Source organism: Streptomyces incanus (genome assembly GCF_042656345.1).
Taxonomy (GTDB): Bacteria; Actinomycetota; Actinomycetes; order Streptomycetales; family Streptomycetaceae; genus Streptomyces; species Streptomyces incanus.
Window position 1 is genome coordinate 19,475 of record NZ_JBHSPC010000046.1, and the last position, 21,242, is coordinate 40,716.

Sequence of the window (21,242 nt, forward strand, 5' to 3'; positions counted from 1 at the left end):
GGACCGGAAGATGCGGTCAGGTCCTGGACCGTCGCGTCGCCCCCGAACTCCCCGGCTCCCCCGTCGCCGCCGCGCTCTGGCGGGCGTACCGCACGGAGGCCGGCGACCGCTGGTATCTGCCGCACGGGGGACGCCGGACCGATCCGGAGGAGCTGGAGCGCGAGATCGCCGCGGAGTCGGGCGCCGGCCTCGTGCCGCCACGCGGGCATCCGCTGGTCGCGCGGTACGGGGACGAGGCGGCGGGCAGTGCGGGGATCCGGCTGCCGGACCCCGCGACTGCCGAACTCACCCGGGTCTTCCTGTACCGGGGGATGCGGGGCAGGGGCGGTGCGGCGCTCCTGGTGCGCGCCGCCGAGGACGCGGCCCGCGCGTCGGGTGCCACCCGGCTGATCCCGGACACGCGCGGCGACCCGGTGGAGGCCCGCGCCCTGTCCGCGCGGCTCGGCTTCACCGAGACGGAACCGCACAACGGCGGACCGGCCGCCGAGCACTGGTTCACCAAGCGGCTCGGGTGACCTCCGGTGCGGGCTCGGAGCAGGTCGGGTGACCTTCGACCGGAGAGCGGACGCGGTCCGGCGCGTGCGCTTCCAAGGCGCCGGGACGTCCTCGCAGCGGAGCCACTGGGACATTCCGGCAACGCGGGAAGCGTGCGTGCCAGGGCGTGGCCGCCCGATCAGAGATCATCCGACCGGCCCTCAGCCGACCGGCGTACCCGGGCGCCCGCCGCGCGCACCCCCCGGACGCTCGCCGCCGCCGTGCGGGCGTTCCCCACTGCCGTGCGGGCGTTCCCCGCCGCCGTGCGGGCAATCCCCGCGCGATCCGCCCAGCTCCCCCGACAGCTCGTACACCAGTTGCACCAGATCGGTGGGCCGGTTCGGTCCCCACCAGTCGCCGAGCAGCTCGGCCAGGGACTCCTCCCGGGCCCGCGCCAGCCGCTCGGCGGCCTCGAACCCGTCGTCGGTCAGGACGAGGCCGAGGCCCTCGCGCCGGGCGAGGTGCCGCACCTCGGCCTGGCGGGCGGCCTCCATGACGACATCGAGCGGGACGGGACTGCGCTCGGCGAGCAGCACCGGTTCCACCGTGCCGTGCCTCCTGATCCGCAGCAGCAGCCAGCTCGTCGCGGGCAGCAGGTCGTAGCCCGCGCGGGCGGTGGTCTTCCGGTAGATGTCGCGCCGGCCCTCGCGGGTGCCGAGCAGTGACAGCGCGCGGCACACCTCGTCGTGCGACGACCGCTCCACCGGGTTGCCGGCCAGCGTCTCGGCGCCGTCGGGCGCGGTGACCGAGGCCCGCAGCTTGTCCTCCTTGAGGAGCCAGGCCAGGACGAACCCGACGAGGACGACGGGAGTGGCGTACAGGAAGACGTCGGTGATGGCGGAGGCGTACGCGTGGAAGGTCTCCGGGCGCAGGGCGGCCGGCAGGTCTCCGATGCCGCGCGGGTCGGCCTCCAGCGCGTCGGCGGAGACGCCGGGCGGGAGCCGGGCGCCGCGGAAGACGTCGGCGAGTTTGCCGTCGAGGCCGTTCGTGAAGATCATGCCGAAGACGGCGACGCCGAACGAGGCGCCGATGGAACGGAAGAAGGTCACGCCGGAGGTGGCGACGCCCAGGTCCCGGTAGGAGACGGAGTTCTGCACGATCAGCACCAGAACCTGCAGCATCAGGCCGAGCCCCAGGCCGAAGACGAAGAAGAAGGCGCTCATCACGGCGGTGGAGCTGTGCTCGTCGATCTGGTGGAGCAGCAGCAGGCCGACGGTCATGACGCCGGTGCCCGCGATCGGGAACACCTTCCAGCGGCCGGTGCGGCTGATGATCTGTCCGGAGCCGGTCGAGGCCAGCAGCGTTCCGGCCACCATCGGCAGCATGTGCACGCCGGACATGGTCGGGGTGACGCCCTGGACCACCTGGAGGAACGTCGGGAGGTAGGTCGACGTGCCGAACATGGCGAAACCGACGATGAAGCTGATCACGGCGGCGAGCGTGAAGGTGCGGATCCCGAACAGTTTCAGCGGCAGCACCGGTTCGGCGGCCCGGCGTTCGACGGCCACGAAGGCGACGGCGAGGACGGCACCCAGCGTCGTGAGGCCGATGGTCTGCGGCGAGCCCCAGGCCCAGGTGGTGCCGCCGAGGGAGGCGACCAGGACCAGGCAGGTCGCGACGGAGGCGATGAGGAAGGTGCCGAGGTAGTCGATGACGTGCCGGGTCGAACTGCGCGGGATGTGCAGCACCGTCGCGATGACGGCGAGGGCGACGATCCCGAGGGGCAGGTTGATGTAGAACACCCAGCGCCAGCTCAGATGCTCGGTGAACAGTCCGCCGAGCAGCGGCCCGAGGACGCTCGTCGTACCGAAGACGGCGCCGAACATGCCCTGGTACTTGCCGCGTTCGCGGGGCGGGACGAGATCGCCGACGATCGCCATGGACAGCACGATGAGTCCGCCGCCGCCCAGCCCCTGGAGCGCGCGGAAACCGATCAGCTGGGCCATGTCCTGCGCCACGCCGCACAGCGCGGACCCGATCAGGAAGATGACGATGGCGGTCTGGAACAGCCGCTTGCGGCCGTACTGGTCGCCGAGCTTGCCCCACAGCGGGGTCGCGGCGGTCGAGGCCAGCAGATACGCGGTGACCACCCAGGACAGATGCTCCAGGCCGCCCAGCTCACTGACGATGGTGGGCAGCGCGGTGGCCACGATGGTCTGGTCGAGGGCGGCGAGCAGCAGGCCGAGGAGCAGTGCGCCCATCGAGACGATGACGTTGCGGGACACCTGCTCACGGGGATCGCCCTGACCGCCCGGACCGCCCGGACCGCCCGGACCGCCCGGACCGCCTGGACCGCCTGGACCGCCTGGACCGGCATCGGCGGCCGGTGGTCCGGAACCGGCACCGGGCGAGGGCCGCGCGCTGCCCGCCCTCTCCGCCCTGCCGTGCACGTCCCCGGACATGACCACCTCCACAGGTTCTCGTTTCCACGGTCCATCGTGATCGGTGTGACCGGTTATGGCCTGTTGAGTCCATCCGGAAGACCGTATTCCGGGGGCGTGTGCGCAGGCGTGTGGAGAAGATCTGCATAATCTCTGGAGATCACGAGGGGAGGGAGTACGCGTGGACGATTCGACGGGCACCCCGTGCCCGGAATGCGGTGCGCCAGGGAACAGGGGCAACACCCCTTCCTGCGCCTGCAATCTGCGCGCGTCCGACGCCTTCCGCAACGCCCGTACGGCGCAGGCGGCAGAGGCCGAGGACTTCACTCCGCTCCGCATCCGCCCGTACGTCGAACTCGACGACGGCACGACGACGGCAGGGGCAGCGGCGGCAGCGGCGGCGGCAGCGAGTACGCCGAACGCCGCACCGGCCGACGGGAACCCCGGCGCGCCGGAGGTCGGCGACACCCCGGCCGACGACGGTGCGCCGGAAGCCGGGCAAGGGGCCGAGCAGGCCCGCACCCCGGCCGACTCGAGCCGGCGGGACACCCCGGCGACTCACGGCGGGCCCACAGCGCGGAACGAGCGGACCGCACACGACGAGCGGACCGCACGGGCCGGTCAGGCGGCGCCCGAGGCACCGCAGCCGGCCGCCGACGCGACCGTGCAACTGCGTGCCATCACCCTGGACCCGGACCCACTCACCGCACCCGAACCCCCCGGCGACCCGGACGCGACGTCCGTACTCCCCCCGGCACTCCCCCCGGCCACCCCCGTGCCGGCCCCGGCCCCGGCTCCCCGGCCCACGCCCCTCGTCGCGCCTCTCGCGCCGCCCACGAGCGAGCCGAGCGCCACCGACCTGAACCTGTTCGACTCCACGCGTCCCCTAAGGACGGTCCCTGCCGGGGCGGGTTCACTTCCGGTCCCGGGGGCCGGCGAACCCGCTCCACCCGGCAGCCGCCACCGTCGCCGCGCCACGCTGCTCGTGGCCGCCGGGGCCGTCGTGGCGGTGATCGGGGCCGCCGGCTGGGCGAGCGGGCTGTTCGCCTACGAGACGCCGTCCCGGGACGGCGCGCTGCCGAAGGACGTACGGGCGAGCGTGCCGGACACGCTCGTGGCCGACGCTCCCTCGGTGGCACCGGCCACGAGCGTGTCCGGCTCACCGGAGGTGTCCGCCCCGGCGTCGGCCCCGCCGTCCGGGAGCGCGAGTCCGTCGGCGTCGGCTTCGCCATCGGCCTCGGAGTCGGAGGCGGAGGCGGAGGCGGGGGCGGGCGTTTCGGCGGCCCCCTCGGATGCGGCGGAGCCCTCCGCGACCCCGCCGACCACCGCCCCGGCCGAAGCCCCCGAGGAGGCGGAGGAACCGGACGCCGGCAGCGCCACCGGCCCCACGCTGAGGCGCGGCGACCGGGGTCCGGAGGTCGTCGACCTCCAGCAGCGCCTGAGCAGGGTGTACCTGTACAACGGCTCGGCCAACGGCCGGTTCAACCGCCGCACGGAGGACGCCGTCCGCAACTACCAGTGGGCGCGGGGCGTCCATGGCGACGAGCCGGGTGTGTACGGACCGGAGACCCGGGCCCGGCTGGAGGCGGAGACCGGGAACCGCTGAGGCGACGGAACGTGCCGTACCGGCCGCACCGCTTCACGGCGGCGACAGGCGACGTCAGCCCGCGTGCCCGGCTTCCGTGATGTGCAGCAGGATCGTCCCGTCCGCGCCGCGCTCCACCCGTACCTGGGTCAGGTCGCGTACGACCACGTCCGGGTCGTGGAGTCCGGCGCGCGGGCCGATGCCGATGACGCGCATGCCGGCCGCGCGCCCCGCGGCGATCCCCGCGCCGGAATCCTCGAAGACCACGCAGTCGGCCGGGGCGACGCCCAGTTCCGCCGCGCCCTTGAGGAAGCCCTCGGGGTCGGGCTTGCTCGCGCCGACCGACTCGGCCGTCACCCGCACCTCGGGCCGCTCCAGCCCTGCGGCGGCCATCCGGGCCGTGGACAGGGCGACGTCGGCGGAGGTCACGAGGGCGTGCGGGAGGCCGTCGAGCGAGGCGAGGAACGCGCGGGCGCCCGGTATCTCGACGACGCCCTCGGTGTCCGAGGTCTCCTCGGCGAGCATGCGCGCGTTGTCGGCGTGGTTCTGCTCCATCGGCCGGTCCGGCAGCAGCAGCGCCATCGAGGCGTAGCCCTGGCGGCCGTGCACGACCTTCATGACCTCGTCGCCGTCGAGCCCGTTCCGCTCGGCCCAGCGCCGCCAGACGCGCTCCACCGAGGCGTCCGAGTTGACGAGGGTGCCGTCCATGTCCAGCAGGAGGGCGCGGGCGGTGAGTACGACGGTGGCCGTCATCGGCAGCTCCAAAGCGCGGGGGAGGCGGGGCCGGGTGCGGGTGCGGGCCCCGGTGCGGTTCCCGGGAAGGGGGGACAAGGCGGCCCCGCCCGCCGGTCAGGGAAAACGGGCGGGAGCCACTTTGTTCATCCACGATACAAAACAAGTCCGGTATCCCGCCAGCGGCTCCGCCGAGCGTTCACGGATCGTTGGCCGCGCCGTCGCCCCCGCAGTTGCAGCCGCAGCCGCAGCCGCCGACGGAACCGGCCGGCCGGCCGTGCGTCCCGCTCGGCCCGCCCTTCCCGGCCCGCCCACCGGCCCGGCCCGCTCCGCTCAGCCGGTCGCCGCCTCCCACAGGCTCCACGCCCCGAGCCCCAGCATCAACAGTGCCGCGATCCGGGTGATCAGCTTGAGCGGCACCCGCTTCATCAGGGCCCTTCCGCCGACGATGCCCAGCCCGGCCACCGCCCACAGCGCCAGCACCGCACCCAGGCCGACGGAGAGCGGGTCGTCGTACCGGGCGGCGAGGTTGGCGGTCATGATCTGGGTGAGATCGCCGAACTCGGCGACCAGGATGAGCATGAAGCCCGCCCCGGACACCTTCCAGAAGGACTGGTCCTTGGGGTTGCGGACCTCCTCCTCGCCCTCGTCCTTCTTGAACAGCAGCACCGCCGCGCCGCCCAGGAAGAGCGCACCCGTGATCGCCTGCACGAGCTGCTGCGGCAGCAGGGTGAGCACGCTGCCCGCCGCCACCGCGAGCGCGACATGCACGGCGAAGGCGGCGGCGACACCGGCGAAGACGTAGGAGGCCCGGTAGCGGGTGCCGAGGACGAGGCCGGCGAGCGCGGTCTTGTCCGGCAGCTCGGCGAGGAAGACGACGCCGAACACGATGGCCGTCACGGTCAGGTTGATCAAGGTTCCTCGATCGGTCGGGGCTGCCCCACCGAGAGTCTGCGCGTATCCACGGGACGCCTCGGCACGGCAGCGCACATGGCACCCGCGCCGAGGGGCACGGGCGTGCACTGCTTGCCGAAGGTCTCGCCGGCCGACCCCTGTACGGGGCCTGCCTCCGGGCGCCGGCTCAGACGGGCTGAGCAGTATGTCGACGGTCCGGCGAAGGGCTACTCCCCCTCTGCGCCGTCCATCGTACGCGAGGCCGGTCCGAGCACCCGTACGCCCACCTCCGCGCGCACCCGCACCCCCCTCCGCGCTCCGCCCATACCTGCGGGAATCCCGCGAAAACGTCACGCCCGCACGACAGCCGCACCACATCGGCACCGCCGCACATCTAGACACGTCATGCACACGTCATTAAGTTCTCACCGGGCTCACCCCTCCCCGTAACGCCGCGAGGCGAGCATTCCCCTTGCTCGCACCCCGACGGCCCCACCCCACAAGGGAGTTCGCATGACCAAGTTCTACGCGCGTCGACGCCTGAGCATAGTCGCGGCGCTCACCGGGCTCATAGCCTCCGCCGGAATGCTCAACGGCCCGAGCGCCTCCGCCGCCCTCCCCACCCCGGTCAGCGCCTCCACGGCCCGCACCTACCTCGCCTCGCTCACCGTGTCCACCGAAAGCCGCACCGGCTACAACCGCGACCTCTTCCCCCACTGGATCACCATCAGCGGCACCTGCAACACCCGCGAGACGGTCCTCAAGCGCGACGGCACGAACGTCGTCACCGACTCCGCCTGCGCCGCCACCAGCGGCAGCTGGTACTCCCCGTACGACGGCGCCACCTGGACCGCCGCCTCCGACGTCGACATCGACCACCTCGTCCCGCTCGCCGAGGCCTGGGACTCCGGCGCCGGCTCCTGGACCACCGCCCGGCGCCAGGCCTTCGCCAACGACCTCACCCGCCCGCAGCTCCTCGCGGTCACCGACAACGTCAACCAGGCCAAGGGCGACAAGGACCCCGCCGAGTGGATGCCGTCCCGCACGGCGTACCGCTGCACCTACGTCCGCGCCTGGGTGCAGGTGAAGTACTACTACGGCCTGTCGGTCGACTCGGCCGAGAAGTCCGCCCTGCAGGGCTACCTCGCGAGCTGCTGACCGCGCAGCACGCCGCAACAGGCTCAAGGTCCCCCGCACTCCTCCGTCGTTCCGTACCGTACGGGGCGACGGAGGAAAGGGGCACCACCATGACCGGACTGCGCCTCGGGCCGCTGCTGAGGTACATCGACGGCTCGTCCGCCACCGTCTGGGTCGAGACGAGCCGGCCGGGCACCGCCGAGGTGCGCTGCGCCGACGGGCCCGGTGGGACGGCCCGCACCTTCCAGATCGCGGGGCACCACTACGCGCTCGTCGAGGTGACCGGCCTGACACCCGGCACGGCGACGCCGTACGAGGTGTTCCTCGACCGCACCCGCGTGTGGCCGCCGGCCGAGGACGAGGCCTTCGTGTCGCTGCCGCCCTCCGTCATCGCCACTCCCGGCGCGGAGGCCGCCGCCGGTGTGCGGGTCGCCTTCGGCTCCTGCCGCTGGGCGTCCCCGCCGACCGGCGAGCCCGATCCCGTCGGCCCCGACGCGCTGCACGGCCTGGCCGCGCGCATCGCCGCCGATCCGGGCGGCGAACGGCCCGACGTGCTGCTCCTTCTGGGCGACCAGGTGTACGCGGACGAGACCTCCGACGCCACGCGCGCCTATCTCGCCGCCCGCCGCGACCTCGAGGACCCCCCGGGCGACCAGGTGGCGGACTACGAGGAGTACACCCACCTCTACTACGAGTCCTGGCTCGACCCGCTGGTGCGCTGGCTGCTGTCGACCGTCCCCACGTGCATGGTCTTCGACGACCACGACGTGATCGACGACTGGAACACCTCCGCCTCCTGGGTCGCCGACATGCGGGCCACGCCCTGGTGGGGCGAGCGGGTGCGCAGCGCTCTGATGTCGTACTGGGTGTACCAGCATCTCGGCAACCTCTCCCCGCGCGCGCTGGCGGCGGACCCGCTGTACGCGTCCGTGCGGGAACGCCCCGACGGTACGGACGTGTTGCGGGCCTTCGCCGCGAAGGCCGAGGCGGACGCGGCCTCGGTGCGCTGGAGTTACCGGCGCGACTTCGGCCGGGTGCGGTTGCTGATGGTGGACACCCGGGCGGCCCGGGTCCTGACGGAGGGCGAGCGTGCGATGCTCGACCCGGCCGAGGCCGCCTGGCTGCGCGCGCAGGCGCTGGACGAGCGCGGCGCGTACGACCATCTCCTCATCGGTACGTCCCTGCCCTGGCTGCTGCCGCATCTGGTGCACGACGTCGAGGGGTGGAGCTCCGCCCTGGCCCGGGGTGACAAGGGGCCCCGCTGGGCGCGGTTCGGGGAGTGGCTGCGGCGCGCGGCGGATCTGGAGCACTGGGCGGCGTTCCCGGAGTCCTTCGGGGAGTTGGCGGAGGTGATCGCCGAGGCCGGTACGGGGCCGGACGCGCCGGCGACGGTGTGTGTGCTCTCCGGTGACGTCCACCACGCGTATGTGGCGGAGCCGAGCTGGGGCGCAAAGGGGCGGGGGCGCGGGTCCGGGGACGGGCGGGGGCGCGGGCGCGGGCCGGATGCCCGGGTGGTGCAGCTGACCTGCTCCCCCGTGCACAACTCCATTCCCCTGTCGATCCGACTCGGGTTCCGCTTCGGCTGGAGCGCCGCCGCCCGCGGCCTCGGCCGGGTCTTCGCCCGGCACGGGCGCTCGGGGCGGCCGCCGGTCAAGTGGCGCAGGACCGGCGGGCCTTGGTTCGGCAACCAGCTCATGACGCTGACCATGCGCGGGCGCTCGGCGGTGCTGCGACTGGAGCACGCGCGCACGGCGAAGAGCCCGGCGCCGGGGACGGCCGCGGGGCGGCCGGGTGCGGGGCCGGAGGTCCGGCTGAGGACGGTGACGGAGACCGAACTGAGCGGGTGACGTACGGGGGGAACGCAAGGCGGCACGAATGCACGGTGCCGTACGCACGAACTCTTCGTGACCTTTCCGTCACCTGTCCGGCGTACTCTCAGTGACTGTCAACGGTCACTCCCGCCGCTCCTTTCGATACCGCGGCACGGTCTGGCCGACGGGGGAGCAACGGGGAGTTCGGGTGGAGAGTTTCGGGTCGCTGATCGGCAGCCCATGGATCTACGCGGTGGTGACCCTCTCGGTTCTGTTTGACGTGTTCCTGCCGGTGCTGCCGAGCGGTGTCCTTGTGATCGCGGCGGCCACGGCCGCCGCCGCGGGCACCGCGACCGACGTGCCCGACATCCTGGTCCTGACGCTCTGCGCCGCCACCGCCTCCGTCCTGGGCGACCTGGTCGCTTACCGTCTCGCCTGGCGCGGTGGCGACCGCCTGGACCGGGCGATCGCCCGGTCCCGCCGTCTGGCCGGCGCGCAGAAACGTCTTGGCGCCGCGCTGGCCCGCGGCGGCGGCGGTCTGGTCGTCCTCGCCCGTTTCGCCCCGGCCGGCCGCTCACTGGTCTCGCTCGGCGCGGGTGCCGCCCGCCGCCGGGCCCGCGACTTCCTGCCCTGGTCGGCACTGGCCGGCCTGTCCTGGGCCGCCTACAGCGTGGCCCTCGGCTACCTCGGCGCCCGCTGGCTGGGCGCGACCTGGCTCGCCACCGCGGTGTCGGTCGGCGCGCTGTTCGGGGCGGGCGCGGGGGCGGCGTACCTGATCCGTGAGCGGCCGGTACCGGTGGAGGCCTCGTAACGGGGTGACGGGGGCCCGCCCCGCCCCTCTTCACCCGCTACGTCGCCCGCCCCGCCCATCCCACTCGCCCCGCCTCCCCGTCTACCCCGCCTGCCGCACCGCGCTCGCGCTCGCCCCGGTGCCGCGCACCTCCAGGCCGTCCAGCAGGCCGGCCGTGGCCTCGGCGATCGCGTCCACGGCCCGGTCGAAGACCTCGCGATTGTGGGCGGCCGGCGCCCGGAAGCCGGACACCTTCCGCACGTACTGCAGGGCGGCGGCCCGGATCTCGTCTTCGGTGGCCTCCTCGGGCAAGGCGGGCGGACGCAGGGTCTTGATACTCCGGCACATGCCCCCAGTCTCACCCCGGGGCGCCCGTGACGGCCATGCCGGACGACCGCGCGCCCGGGCTTGCCCGGTCGGGTGAACCGGGCGAGGAGACCTCCGAGTAACCCGCTCCCCAGAAATCGAACAGACGTATCATTGGCGCGTGGCTGCGACCTATGACTTCCCGAGTGACCTCCTCGCCGGTCAGGAGGAGCTGCGTCAGGTCCAGGCCGAGCTGTCGGCCCTGTTGAAGCGGCTTCCCTGGTCGGTGGAACCGCTCGACGGGTTCAGCGACGACACCGGTTGGCGCCTGGTCGAGCGCCCCGCCTCACCCGGCTGGACGGACGACGAGCAGGCCGAGGTGGAAAAGCTCCGGCGCCGGGAGCACGAGCTGGTGGTGTTCGTCAGCACCCACCGGTACTGGGCGGAGCTGACCGGCGTCGACCGCGTCCACGCCCGCTCCCGGCTGAAGCACGCGCACAGGAGACCGCCGCCGGGCGGGACGGAGCCGCCCCCGTAGGGACCCCTCGGGCGCGAACGGCACAGGGCCTTTCGGAGCAAGCTCCAAAAGGCCCTGTTCTCGCGAGACCGCAAGATCGCGATGCAGTGGGCGCGGACGGTTTCGAACCGCCGACATCCTGCTTGTAAGGCAGGCGCTCTACCCCTGAGCTACGCACCCGGGACCCGGGCGCACCGCCCAGGCCGAGTCGACAGCCTACATGGCCCCGGGAGCGATCCGGGTGCCCGGGTCCTTCCGCGATCCGTCCGGGCGGGGTTCCCTCCGGGTCCCCTCAGGGGTTGGGAGCTGATGGGATGTGACTGAGTACGAGTGTGTTCTGGCGTGTGCAAGTGAGTGCGGGGGTGCGGTCGGGGGTGTGTGTTGTCATGCCTGTGGTGGGGAATGGGAGTTCGTCTGCCGAATGCGTGACCTTTGCGGGGGGTGTTCGTTGGGTGGGGTGAGCGAATTTTCACGGTGGTTGGGGGTGCGGGATGGGCGGACTGCGGGAGCTTGCGGCGCCGTTTGTCGCGTCCGGCCCGTCGGGGGTTGCGGTGCGTACCCGGCTCAAGCAGCTCACCGCTCGCGATGAGGAGGTGCTGCGGCGGGTGGGCGCGCATCTGGGCACGCTGGCCTGTCGTGACCTGAGGACACGCTGCCACGACGGCCTGGACCACGACGCGAAGGCGTGGGCCGCGCGCAAGCGGGAGCTGACGCCTGTGTCGTCGGCCCGCTGGGCGGGTGCCATCACCAAGGCGACGCATGACCAGTGGGCGCTGGCCCGGCGCTGTGCGCTCGCCCACCTCCAGTCCCTTCAGGCGGGCGTCCAAACCCTGCGGCACCGGCTGTCACTGCCGCTCGGCGCAAAGGGCGGCAAGCGGGCTCCGGGCGGGTACCGCAGCAGGCGGGAGTGGCACGCCAAGGCCCGCCGCCTGCACATCCTGGAGGACCGGCTGGCGCGGGAACGCGCCGACTGGACGGCCGGGCGGGTGCACGTGGTGCGCGGCGGCAAGCGCCTGGCCCGCATGCGGCACCAGCTGCCCGCCGCACGGCTCACCGAGCCCCAGTGGCGTGCACGCTGGGAAGCCGCCCGCTGGTTCCTGCGGGCGGACGGGGAGAGCGGGAAGCGGTACGGGAACGAAACCATCCGTATCAGCCCGGACGGAGAGGTGAGTATCCGGCTCCCCGCACCCCTCAAGGAGTTGGCGAACGCTCCGCACGGCCGGTACGTCCTCACCGGCCGGGTGGCATTCGCGCACCGCGGGCCGCAATGGGCCGACCGCGTGGCAGCGAACCGGGCCATCGCCTACCGCATCCACCACGACCCGGCCCGCGGCCGCTGGTACGTGACCGCCTCCTGGCAGAAACCCGTCACACGCACGATTCCCCTGGCAGCGGCGCTGTCCGAGGGGGTGATCGGTGTGGACACGAACGCCGACCACCTCGCCGCCTGGCGCCTGGATGCTCACGGCAACCCGACCGGCAGCCCGCGCCGCTTCTCCTACGACCTGACCGGCACCGCCGACCACCGCGACGCCCAGGTCCGCCACGCCCTGACCCGGCTGCTGCACTGGGCCCGCAGCTGTGGTGTGCAGGCGATCGCCATCGAGGACCTGGACTTCACCGCGGAGAAGACCCGGGAGAAACACGGCCACAGGAAGCGGTTCAGGCAGTTGGTCTCCGGCCTGCCCACCGGCCGGCTCCGCGCCCGCCTCGTCTCGATGGCCGACGCCATGGGCATCACCGTCGTCGCCGTGGACCCGGCCTACACCTCCCAGTGGGGTGCCCAGCACTGGCAGAAGCCGCTGACCAGCACCACCCGCAGGACCACCCGCCACGGCGCAGCCGCCGTGGCGATCGGGCGACGCGCCCAGGGGTATTCGGTCCGGCGTCGGACGGCACCGCCCCGTGCACACCGGAGTGATGTGCACGGGCATCGGACCGTCCAGGCCGCACCGGATGCCCCCGGGGGTGAGGAGACCCGCCCCCGCGTTCCCGGACCACGGACACGATCCGTGCCACCGGACGCGGAACGAACGCGGGCGACCAGGACACCCAGAACCGTTCGGGGCGTCCGCAGTGAGCAGGAACGGGTCCAGGACCCACTCCTGCTCACTGACCAGGAACGGTAACCCCACCTCGATTCCGGTAGTGGCCCGGATCCCTTGGCGGGGCCCGTTTCCGTACGGTCGAAGAGCGCCGGAAAGCGCGACCGTCCGTCCCAGGGGGAGACCTTCATGACCCGCACCACCCGCCCGTCCAGCGCCACCGGCACGACCCGCACCGCCACCGGCTCCTCCCGTGGCGTGCGCCTGCGCGCGGTCGCCCTCGGCGGGGCCGCCGTGGTGCTCGTCGGCGGGCTGACGGCCTGCGGGGCGTCGGCCGCGGACGACACCGACCCCGACCGCCGGTCCTTCGACCTGCCGGGCAGCACCCTCACCGTCGACTCCGACGACTCCGCGCTCGAGATCGTCGCCGCGGACCGCACCCCCTCGGGGAAGATCGAGGTCACCCGGTGGTTCCAGGGCACCGTCGCGCTCGGCACGGACCCGAAGGCCACCTGGTCGCTGGAGGGCGACCGGCTGAAGCTGCGGATCAAGTGCTCCGGCATCGTCGCCGACTGCTCCGCCAAGCACCGTATCGAGGTGCCCCGCGGGGTCGCCGTGAAGGTCGAGGAGGGCGACGGCAGTGTGCGCGCCCGGGGCTTCCGCGACGCGCTGAACATCCGTACCGGGGACGGCTCCCTCCACGTCACCGACACCACCGGTCCCCTGACCCTGCGGACCGGTGACGGATCGGTGCGGGCCGAGGTCGCGTCCCGCACGGTGCGCGCCCGGACCGGCGACGGCTCGATCCGCCTGGAACTGAGCGCCGTACCCGACCTGGTGGAGTCCCGCAGCGGCGACGGTTCCGTCACCGTCGAACTCCCCCGGGCCACCTACCGGGTGATGTCCGGGACGGGTGACGGCGCCGAGAAGGTGTCGGTGCCCCGCGACGACACCAGCTCCCATGTGGTGGACGTCCGCACCGGCGACGGGAGTCTCACCGTCCGTACGGCGAACTGACCGACCCGTGTGTTCGTCCTTCCCCGGTGGGACAATGGCCATCGGGCAGGGCGAACGACATACGGGAGAGGGATGTGACGGCGATACCAGGACAGCCGTACTCGCCGTCGAGACGCCGCGTGTGCCGCACGCGTGGTCTTCCGTCCGGGGGCCCGGCCCCCCGGGGTCCCGTCTCCCGGGGCCGGGTCGCCGGTCCGCTCCGTGACACGCTCGCGCTGACGGTCCTGCCGCTGGTGGCGGCGCTGGTCCTGCCCGCCGCGTTCGCCGGCGGCGGCACCCGGCGCTGGTTCGGCGGCCGGGCCGACAACCAGCGGGCCGAGGCGCAGGCCGCCAAGGACGCGGCGGCGGCCGCGTTCTACGAGCTGGACAGCGCCCAGCGGGACCTGCGGATCTCCATCGAGACGATCACCGCCGTCGACAGCTCCCCCGCCGCCCGCCGCGCCGTCGCCGACTTCGAGGCGCTCGGCCGCCGGATCGACGAGGCCAGCCACACGTACATCGACGCCGTCGACGCCCATGATCTCGACCGCGACGCCCTGGAGGCCTCCGCCGCCTCCCGGGCCCGCACCGAACTGACCGCCGCCAAGGGCGAGCTGGACCGGGTCAAACGGGAACTGGACCGCTTCACCGACGGGCTCGGCCCCCTCCTCGGCAAGGCCGAGACCCAGCTGGCCCGGCTCGCCCCCGCCGTCGAGCGGGCCCGCCAGGCGCTGCTCGCCGCGTCGAACGCGCTGGACACCGCCCGTGCGTCGGGGCTGCGGGCCGATGATCTCGCCGCCCGGCTCGCCGCGCTCTCCCCGGAGCTGACCAAGCTGAACCAGGGCGCCGGACAGCACGGCGTCCCGCAGACCCTGGAGCGGGCCGAACGGGTCATCCGCCAGGCCGAGGCCATCCGCGCGGAGGCCGACCGGCTGCCGGAACTGGCCGCCGAGACCGGCCGCCGGCTGGTCTCCCTGCGCACCCGCGCGCAGGCCCTCACCACCCGCTGCGAGCAGGTGGAACCGGTGCTCAGCGAGCTGCGCCGGCGCTTCAGCGCCGCCTGCTGGCAGGACCTCCAGGGCGTCCCCGACGTGGCCACCGAGAACGTGCGGCAGGCCGAGAGCAAGCTCGCCGAGGCGAGCACCGCGCGCGACGAGCAGCGCTGGGCGGACGCCACCGCTGTGCTCTCGACCGTACGGGCGCTGCTGAACACGACCGACGATGCCGTGTCCGCCGCCGGAGACCGGCTGCGGCAGCTGAACGCCGTGCAGAAGGACCCGGAACAGGAGATCGAGCGCACCCGCTTCGCCATCCGGGACGCCCAGCGCCTGGCCATGGCCGGCCGCCACACCCCGGACCCGCGCCACGCACGCCCGCTGGACAGCGCCGTGGCCCGGCTGGAGCGGGCCGTCGCCGGGCTGGAAGGCCGCCACCCCGACTACTGGCACTTCCTGACGGAGACGGAAGCGGTCCGCCTGTCGGTGGCGCAGGTGGTGGCCCTGATCCGCGAGGACCGGGGCGGCTTGGCCGGCTGACCGGGGCGGATCCGGCCGCTCCGCTCCCCGCCACACACCACACCCCTCGCCCCTCGACCACCGCCACAGGCCACAACCCGCCGTCCGCCGGTTAGCCTGTGGGCATGCCTCGCTACGAGTACCGCTGCCGGACCTGCGGCGACACCTTCGAACTGAGCCGTCCCATGGCGGAGTCCGCCGCTCCGGCGGACTGCCCGGCAGGACATGACGACACCGTGAAGCTCCTGTCCACGGTCGCCGTGGGCGGTGCCGCCTCCGCACCGGCCGCGGCTCCCCGCGCGGGCGGCGGAGGCGGTGGCGGCTGCTGCGGCGGGGGCTGCTGCGGCTGACCGGCCCCGGCCCCGGCCCCGGCCCCGGACAGACTCTGGCAGCCTTCGGACGCCGCTCGGCGACCGCGGGACCGGCGCCCGGAATCTTCCTCAGGTTCTCTTTGGCCACGGTTTCGTACGGTTGTCTGCATGAAAGCCATCGCAACGCACAACCTGTCCGCCGCAGCGGGCTCGGAAGCCGGACCCCAGTGGATCAACGACCTCATGGACGTCATGGGCGCGCCGGGGGCGGGGCTGGCCATCGCGCTGGAGAACCTCTTTCCGCCGCTGCCGAGCGAGGTGATCCTGCCGATGGCCGGGTTCGCCGCGAGCGGCGGGCGGATGAGCCTGCTCGCGGTCCTGCTGTGGACGACGGCCGGTTCGGTGATCGGCGCGCTCGCGCTGTACGGCGTGGGTGCGCTGCTCGGCCGGGAGCGGACGGTGGCGATCGCGGGGCGGCTGCCGCTGGTGAAGGTCTCGGACATCGAGAAGACCGAGGCGTGGTTCCTGCGGCACGGGACCAAGGCGGTGTTCTTCGGCCGGATGATCCCGATCTTCCGCTCGCTGATCTCGGTGCCGGCCGGTGTGGAGCGCATGCGGCTGTCCGTGTTCCTCGGTCTGACCACGCTGGGCAGTGCCCTCTGGAACACCGTCTTCGTGCTCGCGGGCTACGCGCTGGGCGAGAACTGGCAGCAGGTCACGACCGTCGTGTCGGCCTACTCGAAGGTGGTCCTCGCCCTGGCCGTGCTGGCGGTGCTCGCGTTCTTCGCCCTGCGGATGCTGCGGCCGGGTGCCGGCCGCAGGCGGCACGACCGGCAGGCGGGCACGGAAGAGGCACGGTCGGCGTCCTCCTCCAAGGAGGAGGACGATCCCGCCGGCCAGTACGGCCTGGCCGGCCAGGGGCGTCACAGCTGACCCCCCTCGCAGCTCCCGCACGGCCTCACTGAGGCCGTCACTTCACCGGGGCCGCCTCACGGAGCCCGCCTCACCGGGGCGGGTGCGCCGCCCTCAGGAACTCCCGCAGGATCTCCTCCCCGGCCGCGACCCCGCGCTCGGGGAGCGCGGTGATCCCGGGGGCCGTCCAGTCCGCGTCGGCCAGTTCGCCGTGGCCGGGGCGCCAGCCCCGGTCGGCGGCGAGCAGCAGGTCGGCGTCGAGGAGCGAGTCGCCGGCGGCGAGGGTGAGGTCGGCACCGGTGCGGCGGGCGACCTCGCGCATGGCCGCGCTCTTGGTGAGCGGCTTGGGTACGGCGTAGATCTTGCGGCCCTGGAGGGAGACCGTCCAGCCGCGGTTCTCCGCCCAGACGGCGAGTTCCTTCACCCACTGCTCGGGCAGCAGCTCGCGCTCGACGACGAGGTAGGCGAAGAGATCCTCGGCGACGCGGTGCTTGCGCGTCCAGGCCGGGTCGGCGGTCCGCTCCAGGTGGCTCCGCACCTCGGCGAGCGGGGCGCACTCGGCGGCGAGGCGGGCGGTCACCCGGGCGTGCCAGTCCGGGTCGGACTCGCCGTCGACCAGGAGGTGGCCTCCGTTGGCGCAGATCGCGTACGCCGGCGCGGGGCCGGGGAGGCTGATGCGCCGGTACTGCTCGCGGGTGCGGGTGGTGGTCGGTACGAACACGGCGGCGTCGCCGAGTTCGGTGAGGAGCCGGGCCGCCGTCTCCGTCATGTAGGACAGCGGGCGGCTCTCGTAGACCTCCACGCACAGCAGCCGCGGGGCCTCGGCGTCGGGCCCGGTCAGGGCGAGGGCGTTGGTGGAGTAGATGAGGGTGCGGTCGAGGTCGCTGGCGACGAGGACGGTCATCAGGCCGTCACCGCCTTGCCGTCGGAGCCGGTCGCGCCGCGCGTGTACCGGGGGTGGATCAGACCGACGCAGGTGTACGGCAGTTCGGCGACCTCCTCGACGGGGACGCCCCGCTGGTCGGCCAGCAGCCGTACGTGGTCGAGGTCGTGGCCGGCTCCGGCGCGCGCGAGGATCTTCCACGGCACCCGGCGCAGCAGGACCCGGGTGGTCTCGCCGACGCCGGGCTTGACGAGGTTCACGTCGTGGATCCCGTACTCCTCACTGATGCGTTCGACCGCGGCCCAGCCCTCCCAGGTGGGGGTGCGGTCGGCGGCGAGCAGCTCCTTGGCCTGGGCGCAGGCGGCGTCCGTGACCTCGGGGAAGCGGGTGGAGACGGCGTCCAGGAAGGCCACCGAGGCGTCCGCGCCGGCGAGTTCGCGGTAGAACTTGGCGCCGTGGAAGTCGTCCGGACCGACCAGGTCGGCGCGGAGCACGGTGCGCGAAATGAGGCCGGACACGGTCGAGTTGAGGCAGGCGGACGGGATCAGGTAGTCCTCGCGGGTGCCGTACGTCCGCACGCAGGAGCCGGGGTCGGCCAGCACCGCGATCTCCGGGTCGAAGCCGGTGACGCCATGGGTCTTCTCGAACTCCTCGACGGCCTGGGCGAGTTCGCGGGTGATGGCGCCCTTGCCGGTCCAGCCGTCGACGAAGACGACGTCCCGGGGGTCGTGGTGGGCGGCCAGCCAGCGCAGCGCGTTGGCGTCGATGCCCCGGCCGCGGACGATGGAGACGGCGTAGTGCGGAAGGTCCAGCTGGTGCCGGTACCGGGCCCAGCGGCGCATCAGGATGCCGACGGGAGTGCCGGCGCGGGCCAGGGAGACGAGCACCGGGCGGGGCGACCTCTCGGCGAGGACCGTCTCGGTGACCACGCCGACCGCGTGGGCGAGGCGGGCCGCCGAGGTGTGCAGGGCCGCGCGGAACAGCTCCTGGTACTGGACGCTCGGCTGGTACTCGACGGGCAGTGACTCGGCGTAGTGCGCGCCGCCGCTCTGGATGGCCTCCTCGCGCTCCTCGGTCGGCGCCTCCAGTGTGACGTCGGAGAGGTCCTGGAGCAGCCAGCCGACCTCCTCGGGCGCGTACGAGGAGAAGGCGGGGCCGCGAAGGGGCTCGGGCAGCATGGAGGCGGGCCTTTCGGGGGCGGCCGGGGAGTCCGGGGCGTCCGGTCCGGCCGGCACGTCAGGTGGTGCGGGTACGTATGACGGCACGACCGCGAGGAGGACCTGCGGGGTGTGTGCGGCGAGTTCGGCCAGCAGCCCGCCGGGCGCGTGCAGCGCGGGGGTGTCGGCGGCCGAGTCGACGACGGCGACGACGGTGTCGAAGCCGGCGCCGGCGACGTTGTAGGCGTAGCGCTCGCCGGGACCGTCGGCGGGGTCGTCGTGGGCGGGGAAGGCCAGCCGGGTGCGTATCGCGTAGCCGGGGTCGTCCACGGCGAGGACGGGCGAACGGGTGGTGGTCGAGAAGCGGACCTCGGCGTCGGCCTCCTGGGCGGCCGCTGTCTGCTCCAGCCTTTGTTCCAGTGTGTGGGCGAGGCGGAGCGGGGCGTACATCAGTTCCTCGAAGCCGAGGACGAGGACGCGGCGGGCGCCGTCGGGCAGCGCGTCGGCGATCCGGCCGGCCATGGCGGGCAGGGCGTCGTCCAGGCGGGCGCGGTGCGCGGGCGTGAACCCGTGCCGCCCGCCGTCGGGCAGCCCGTCCGGCCAGCCCAGTTCGACGCGCGCGACCCGGCCGGTCCGCGTCGGCGTCCCGGCCGCCACCCGCGCCTCCGCCTCCGCCTCCTGCCGGGCTACGAGCTCCCGTCCCTTCTCCAGCACGCCCTCCGGGAGCCGTACCGTGCCCGAGAGGGTCGCCACCAGGTCGACCCGGGCGCCGATCCCGCGGGCGAAGTCGTCGAGCCGGCCGGTGTCGGCGGGTGAGCGCATGTCGACCAGGGCGACCACCACGTACCGCCGCCGGGGGTGGCGTGCGTGCAGGTCGCGGATGGTGTTCAGGATCGTGTTGCCGGTGGAGAACTCGTCGTCGACCAGGACCAGCGGTCCGTCCCCGGCCAGCAGCCCGGGGTCCTCGGGGAGCAGCAGGTGCGAGGTGGCGTGGGAGTGGGACTCCTCGAAGCCGCCCGCCGTGGCGACCCCGGGCACCGGGCGGCGGGTGGAGTGCAGGCAGGGGGCGACGCCCAGGCCGTCGGCGACCGAGTGGCCGAGGCCGGTGGCGGTTTCGGCGTACCCGAGGACCACCGCCCGATGCGCCTGTTCGCCGAGCAGTTCGCGGACCCGGCGGCCCAGGGCGACGCCGTGGCCGTGCACGACGGCGGGCGACTGCGGTACGTGCTTGCCCAGGACGTGGGACACCAGCAGGTGCGCCCGCTTGGGGTTGCGGCGCAGCGCCAGCCCGAGCAGCCCGGTCAGCCGGTCGTCGCCCGCCAGCTCGACGCCCAGCCGCTCGGCGACCCAGCTCCCGGACCAGACGTCCCCGGCGGGTATGTCCTCGCCGGTCCGCGATCCGTCGCGCGCCTCGCGGCGCACTCCCTCGTTCACTGCCTTCTCCATGGATTCCTTGCCGTCGATCCGGTCGGGTCGGGTCACTTGGTCAGGCCGGCCGCGAGCAGCTCCACGAACCCGATGTCCTCGTTCGCGACGCCGAACACCTCGGCGCGCAGCACGGTCCGCTCGGCCCAGGCGCGGTGCGGCTTCACCTCGTTCATTTTGTTCGTGTACGCCGACCTCATGACACCGCCGGCGACGCGTTCCGGCCGCAGGATGTCCTGGGCGTCGCTGTACTCCTCGTGGCTGACGACGGACAGCGCGTGCACGGGCAGGACGTGCGAGGGGTGGATACAGGTCTTGCCCTGCAGTCCGTTGGCCCGGTCCAGGGAGATCTCCCGCAGCAGGCCGTCCATGGCGTGCTCGATCAGCGACTGGCGCAGCTCCACGGCCTGCACCTCGAGGAACGGGCTCTGCCGCAGTTGCGGCTTGAACATGCGCTCCTGGATCCGGAAGTACTCCCAGACCGGTCCGGTCACGGTGAATCCGGTGCCGTCGACCCGGGCCAGCATGTTCACCACGTCGGCGATCACGGAGGCGACGATCTGGAGGTCGTAGGCCGTCATGTCGGGGCCGCGGCGCAGCCCGTACGGGGAGCAGAAGTCGGTCACGCCGAGGCGGAGGGCGAGGACCCGGTCGCGGCACTTGTCGACCGCGCGGAGGATGCCTTCGAGGGTCTCCACACGGGTCTCGCGGTAGAGCAGCTCCGGCGACTCCAGCACCGGCATCGCGAAGAGGCGGTGTCCGCCGGTGGCCTCGGCGACGGCGAGGGCCTCCAGGAAGGGCGTGCCGCGTTCCTCGGTGAACTTCGGCAGGACGAACCCGGACAGCAGCGGGGCGGTGGGGCCGAGGCGCCGGACGAGATCGGGTATCTGCTCGGGGGTGCGGACCCGGATGAACAGCAGCGGCAGATCAGCCCCGGCCCGGCCGGCCAGATCGGCGAACTGGGCCACGAGGTTCGCCTCGCCTGCGGTCACGTCGTCGTCGCCTATGGAGTCCTCGAGGCACAGCACCATCGAGACCACGCCGTTCCCGGCCTGCTTGACGATGTCGTCGGCGAGCAGGGGCCGGGTCGCGGGACTGTACAGCGTGGCGCCGAGGGCCATGGAGAGCAGGTGGGCCGGGGACTGGGCCGTGAACAGGCCCGGCTCCCGGTGGAAGAGACGTTTCCGCACCGCAGGGGCGATCTGTCCGAAGTGATGCATTGAACTCCCCCGGGACCGTTGGGCATGCTGAGGAATGGCTGTGGAATATCGAAAGGTGGCCGGTAATAGTACGTACGTATCGATGTCGGCGG

At 73.3% G+C, this 21,242-nt stretch carries 18 protein-coding genes and 1 tRNA gene; 11 read left to right on the forward strand and 8 right to left on the reverse strand.

Going from position 1 to position 21,242, the window contains the following annotated elements:
• Positions 1–23 precede the first annotated feature (23 nt).
• Entirely contained in the window at positions 24–515 is a 492-nt protein-coding gene (locus tag ACFP2V_RS17135; protein WP_381212847.1) for a GNAT family N-acetyltransferase, read from the forward strand.
• Positions 516–695: 180 nt separating this feature from the next.
• On the opposite strand, the gene ACFP2V_RS17140 is transcribed toward ACFP2V_RS17135, so the two are convergent.
• A complete protein-coding gene (locus ACFP2V_RS17140) occupies positions 696–2,936 on the reverse strand; it encodes an MDR family MFS transporter (RefSeq protein ID WP_381212499.1) in 2,241 nt (746 codons plus the stop codon).
• A gap of 160 nt (positions 2,937–3,096) precedes the next feature.
• On the opposite strand from ACFP2V_RS17140, the gene ACFP2V_RS17145 reads away from it, so the two are divergent.
• The gene (locus ACFP2V_RS17145; protein WP_381212502.1) at positions 3,097–4,521 is read left to right on the forward strand and encodes a peptidoglycan-binding domain-containing protein; all 1,425 of its coding nucleotides are present in this window, start codon (positions 3,097–3,099) and stop codon (positions 4,519–4,521) included.
• A gap of 54 nt (positions 4,522–4,575) precedes the next feature.
• On the opposite strand, the gene ACFP2V_RS17150 is transcribed toward ACFP2V_RS17145, so the two are convergent.
• Together ACFP2V_RS17150 and ACFP2V_RS17155 are read right to left on the reverse strand one after the other, a co-directional pair.
• Positions 4,576–5,253 carry an HAD-IA family hydrolase gene (locus tag ACFP2V_RS17150; RefSeq protein WP_381212505.1) on the reverse strand — a complete coding sequence of 226 codons (678 nt, stop codon included), beginning with the start codon at positions 5,251–5,253 and terminating at the stop codon, positions 4,576–4,578.
• A gap of 312 nt (positions 5,254–5,565) precedes the next feature.
• On the reverse strand, positions 5,566–6,147 hold the full coding sequence (locus ACFP2V_RS17155; RefSeq protein ID WP_381212508.1) for a TMEM165/GDT1 family protein: 582 nt from the start codon (positions 6,145–6,147) through the stop codon (positions 5,566–5,568).
• Between the two features lie 492 nt (positions 6,148–6,639).
• On the opposite strand from ACFP2V_RS17155, the gene ACFP2V_RS17160 reads away from it, so the two are divergent.
• The 3 genes from ACFP2V_RS17160 to ACFP2V_RS17170 all read left to right on the forward strand — a co-directional run bounded on the left by ACFP2V_RS17160 (position 6,640) and on the right by ACFP2V_RS17170 (position 9,885).
• Positions 6,640–7,284 carry an HNH endonuclease family protein gene (locus tag ACFP2V_RS17160; RefSeq protein ID WP_381212511.1) on the forward strand — a complete coding sequence of 215 codons (645 nt, stop codon included), beginning with the start codon at positions 6,640–6,642 and terminating at the stop codon, positions 7,282–7,284.
• An 89-nt stretch (positions 7,285–7,373) separates the two neighbouring features.
• Entirely contained in the window at positions 7,374–9,110 is a 1,737-nt protein-coding gene (locus ACFP2V_RS17165) for an alkaline phosphatase D family protein (RefSeq protein ID WP_381212514.1), read from the forward strand.
• 172 nt (positions 9,111–9,282) lie between these two features.
• Positions 9,283–9,885, forward strand: a complete 603-nt coding sequence (locus ACFP2V_RS17170; protein ID WP_381212517.1) for a DedA family protein — start codon at positions 9,283–9,285, stop codon at positions 9,883–9,885.
• 81 nt (positions 9,886–9,966) lie between these two features.
• Here the strand turns inward: ACFP2V_RS17170 and ACFP2V_RS17175 are convergent, their stop codons facing one another.
• On the reverse strand, positions 9,967–10,212 hold the full coding sequence (locus ACFP2V_RS17175) for a DUF2277 domain-containing protein (RefSeq protein WP_381212520.1): 246 nt from the start codon (positions 10,210–10,212) through the stop codon (positions 9,967–9,969).
• A 139-nt stretch (positions 10,213–10,351) separates the two neighbouring features.
• Here ACFP2V_RS17175 and ACFP2V_RS17180 point away from each other — a divergent pair, with 139 nt between their 5' ends.
• On the forward strand, positions 10,352–10,708 hold the full coding sequence (locus tag ACFP2V_RS17180; protein ID WP_381212523.1) for a hypothetical protein: 357 nt from the start codon (positions 10,352–10,354) through the stop codon (positions 10,706–10,708).
• A gap of 87 nt (positions 10,709–10,795) precedes the next feature.
• Here the strand turns inward: ACFP2V_RS17180 and ACFP2V_RS17185 are convergent.
• Positions 10,796–10,867: transfer RNA gene (locus ACFP2V_RS17185), tRNA-Val, on the reverse strand.
• Positions 10,868–11,178: 311 nt separating this feature from the next.
• Between ACFP2V_RS17185 and ACFP2V_RS17190 the strand changes: the two genes are divergently transcribed.
• The 5 genes from ACFP2V_RS17190 to ACFP2V_RS17210 all read left to right on the forward strand — a co-directional run bounded on the left by ACFP2V_RS17190 (position 11,179) and on the right by ACFP2V_RS17210 (position 16,486).
• On the forward strand, positions 11,179–12,816 hold the full coding sequence (locus ACFP2V_RS17190; RefSeq protein ID WP_381212526.1) for an IS200/IS605 family accessory protein TnpB-related protein: 1,638 nt from the start codon (positions 11,179–11,181) through the stop codon (positions 12,814–12,816).
• Positions 12,817–12,921: 105 nt separating this feature from the next.
• Complete coding sequence (locus ACFP2V_RS17195; protein WP_381212529.1) at positions 12,922–13,749, forward strand: DUF4097 family beta strand repeat-containing protein; 828 nt, start codon at positions 12,922–12,924, stop codon at positions 13,747–13,749.
• A gap of 74 nt (positions 13,750–13,823) precedes the next feature.
• Positions 13,824–15,263, forward strand: coding sequence for a hypothetical protein (locus ACFP2V_RS17200; RefSeq protein WP_381212532.1), 1,440 nt, complete (start codon positions 13,824–13,826; stop codon positions 15,261–15,263).
• Positions 15,264–15,367: 104 nt separating this feature from the next.
• Positions 15,368–15,592, forward strand: coding sequence for an FmdB family zinc ribbon protein (locus ACFP2V_RS17205; protein ID WP_381212534.1), 225 nt, complete (start codon positions 15,368–15,370; stop codon positions 15,590–15,592).
• Positions 15,593–15,721: 129 nt separating this feature from the next.
• Positions 15,722–16,486 carry a DedA family protein gene (locus ACFP2V_RS17210; RefSeq protein ID WP_381212537.1) on the forward strand — a complete coding sequence of 255 codons (765 nt, stop codon included), beginning with the start codon at positions 15,722–15,724 and terminating at the stop codon, positions 16,484–16,486.
• Between the two features lie 70 nt (positions 16,487–16,556).
• Here ACFP2V_RS17210 and ACFP2V_RS17215 read toward each other — a convergent pair whose 3' ends face one another.
• The 3 genes from ACFP2V_RS17215 to ACFP2V_RS17225 are packed head-to-tail and all read right to left on the reverse strand — an operon-like array spanning position 16,557 to position 21,150.
• Positions 16,557–17,369, reverse strand: a complete 813-nt coding sequence (locus ACFP2V_RS17215) for an HAD family hydrolase (RefSeq protein ID WP_381212540.1) — start codon at positions 17,367–17,369, stop codon at positions 16,557–16,559.
• The gene (locus tag ACFP2V_RS17220) at positions 17,369–19,951 is read right to left on the reverse strand and encodes a phosphoribosyltransferase (RefSeq protein WP_381212850.1); all 2,583 of its coding nucleotides are present in this window, start codon (positions 19,949–19,951) and stop codon (positions 17,369–17,371) included. The genes ACFP2V_RS17215 and ACFP2V_RS17220 overlap by 1 nt, the downstream gene beginning before the upstream one ends.
• Before the next feature lie 32 nt (positions 19,952–19,983).
• Complete coding sequence (locus ACFP2V_RS17225; protein WP_381212543.1) at positions 19,984–21,150, reverse strand: HpcH/HpaI aldolase/citrate lyase family protein; 1,167 nt, start codon at positions 21,148–21,150, stop codon at positions 19,984–19,986.
• Between the last annotated feature and the right edge of the window lie 92 nt (positions 21,151–21,242).

Coding starts and splice junctions, on each gene's coding strand:
- ACFP2V_RS17190 (WP_381212526.1), top strand. CDS start 11,179: ATGGGCGGACTGCGGGAGCTTGCGGCGCCGTTTGTCGCGTCCGGCCCG.
- ACFP2V_RS17175 (WP_381212520.1), bottom strand. CDS start 10,212: ATGTGCCGGAGTATCAAGACCCTGCGTCCGCCCGCCTTGCCCGAGGAG.
- ACFP2V_RS17225 (WP_381212543.1), bottom strand. CDS start 21,150: ATGCATCACTTCGGACAGATCGCCCCTGCGGTGCGGAAACGTCTCTTC.
- ACFP2V_RS17150 (WP_381212505.1), bottom strand. CDS start 5,253: ATGACGGCCACCGTCGTACTCACCGCCCGCGCCCTCCTGCTGGACATG.
- ACFP2V_RS17195 (WP_381212529.1), top strand. CDS start 12,922: ATGACCCGCACCACCCGCCCGTCCAGCGCCACCGGCACGACCCGCACC.
- ACFP2V_RS17165 (WP_381212514.1), top strand. CDS start 7,374: ATGACCGGACTGCGCCTCGGGCCGCTGCTGAGGTACATCGACGGCTCG.
- ACFP2V_RS17210 (WP_381212537.1), top strand. CDS start 15,722: ATGAAAGCCATCGCAACGCACAACCTGTCCGCCGCAGCGGGCTCGGAA.
- ACFP2V_RS17205 (WP_381212534.1), top strand. CDS start 15,368: ATGCCTCGCTACGAGTACCGCTGCCGGACCTGCGGCGACACCTTCGAA.
- ACFP2V_RS17220 (WP_381212850.1), bottom strand. CDS start 19,951: ATGGAGAAGGCAGTGAACGAGGGAGTGCGCCGCGAGGCGCGCGACGGA.
- ACFP2V_RS17140 (WP_381212499.1), bottom strand. CDS start 2,936: ATGTCCGGGGACGTGCACGGCAGGGCGGAGAGGGCGGGCAGCGCGCGG.
- ACFP2V_RS17215 (WP_381212540.1), bottom strand. CDS start 17,369: ATGACCGTCCTCGTCGCCAGCGACCTCGACCGCACCCTCATCTACTCC.
- ACFP2V_RS17160 (WP_381212511.1), top strand. CDS start 6,640: ATGACCAAGTTCTACGCGCGTCGACGCCTGAGCATAGTCGCGGCGCTC.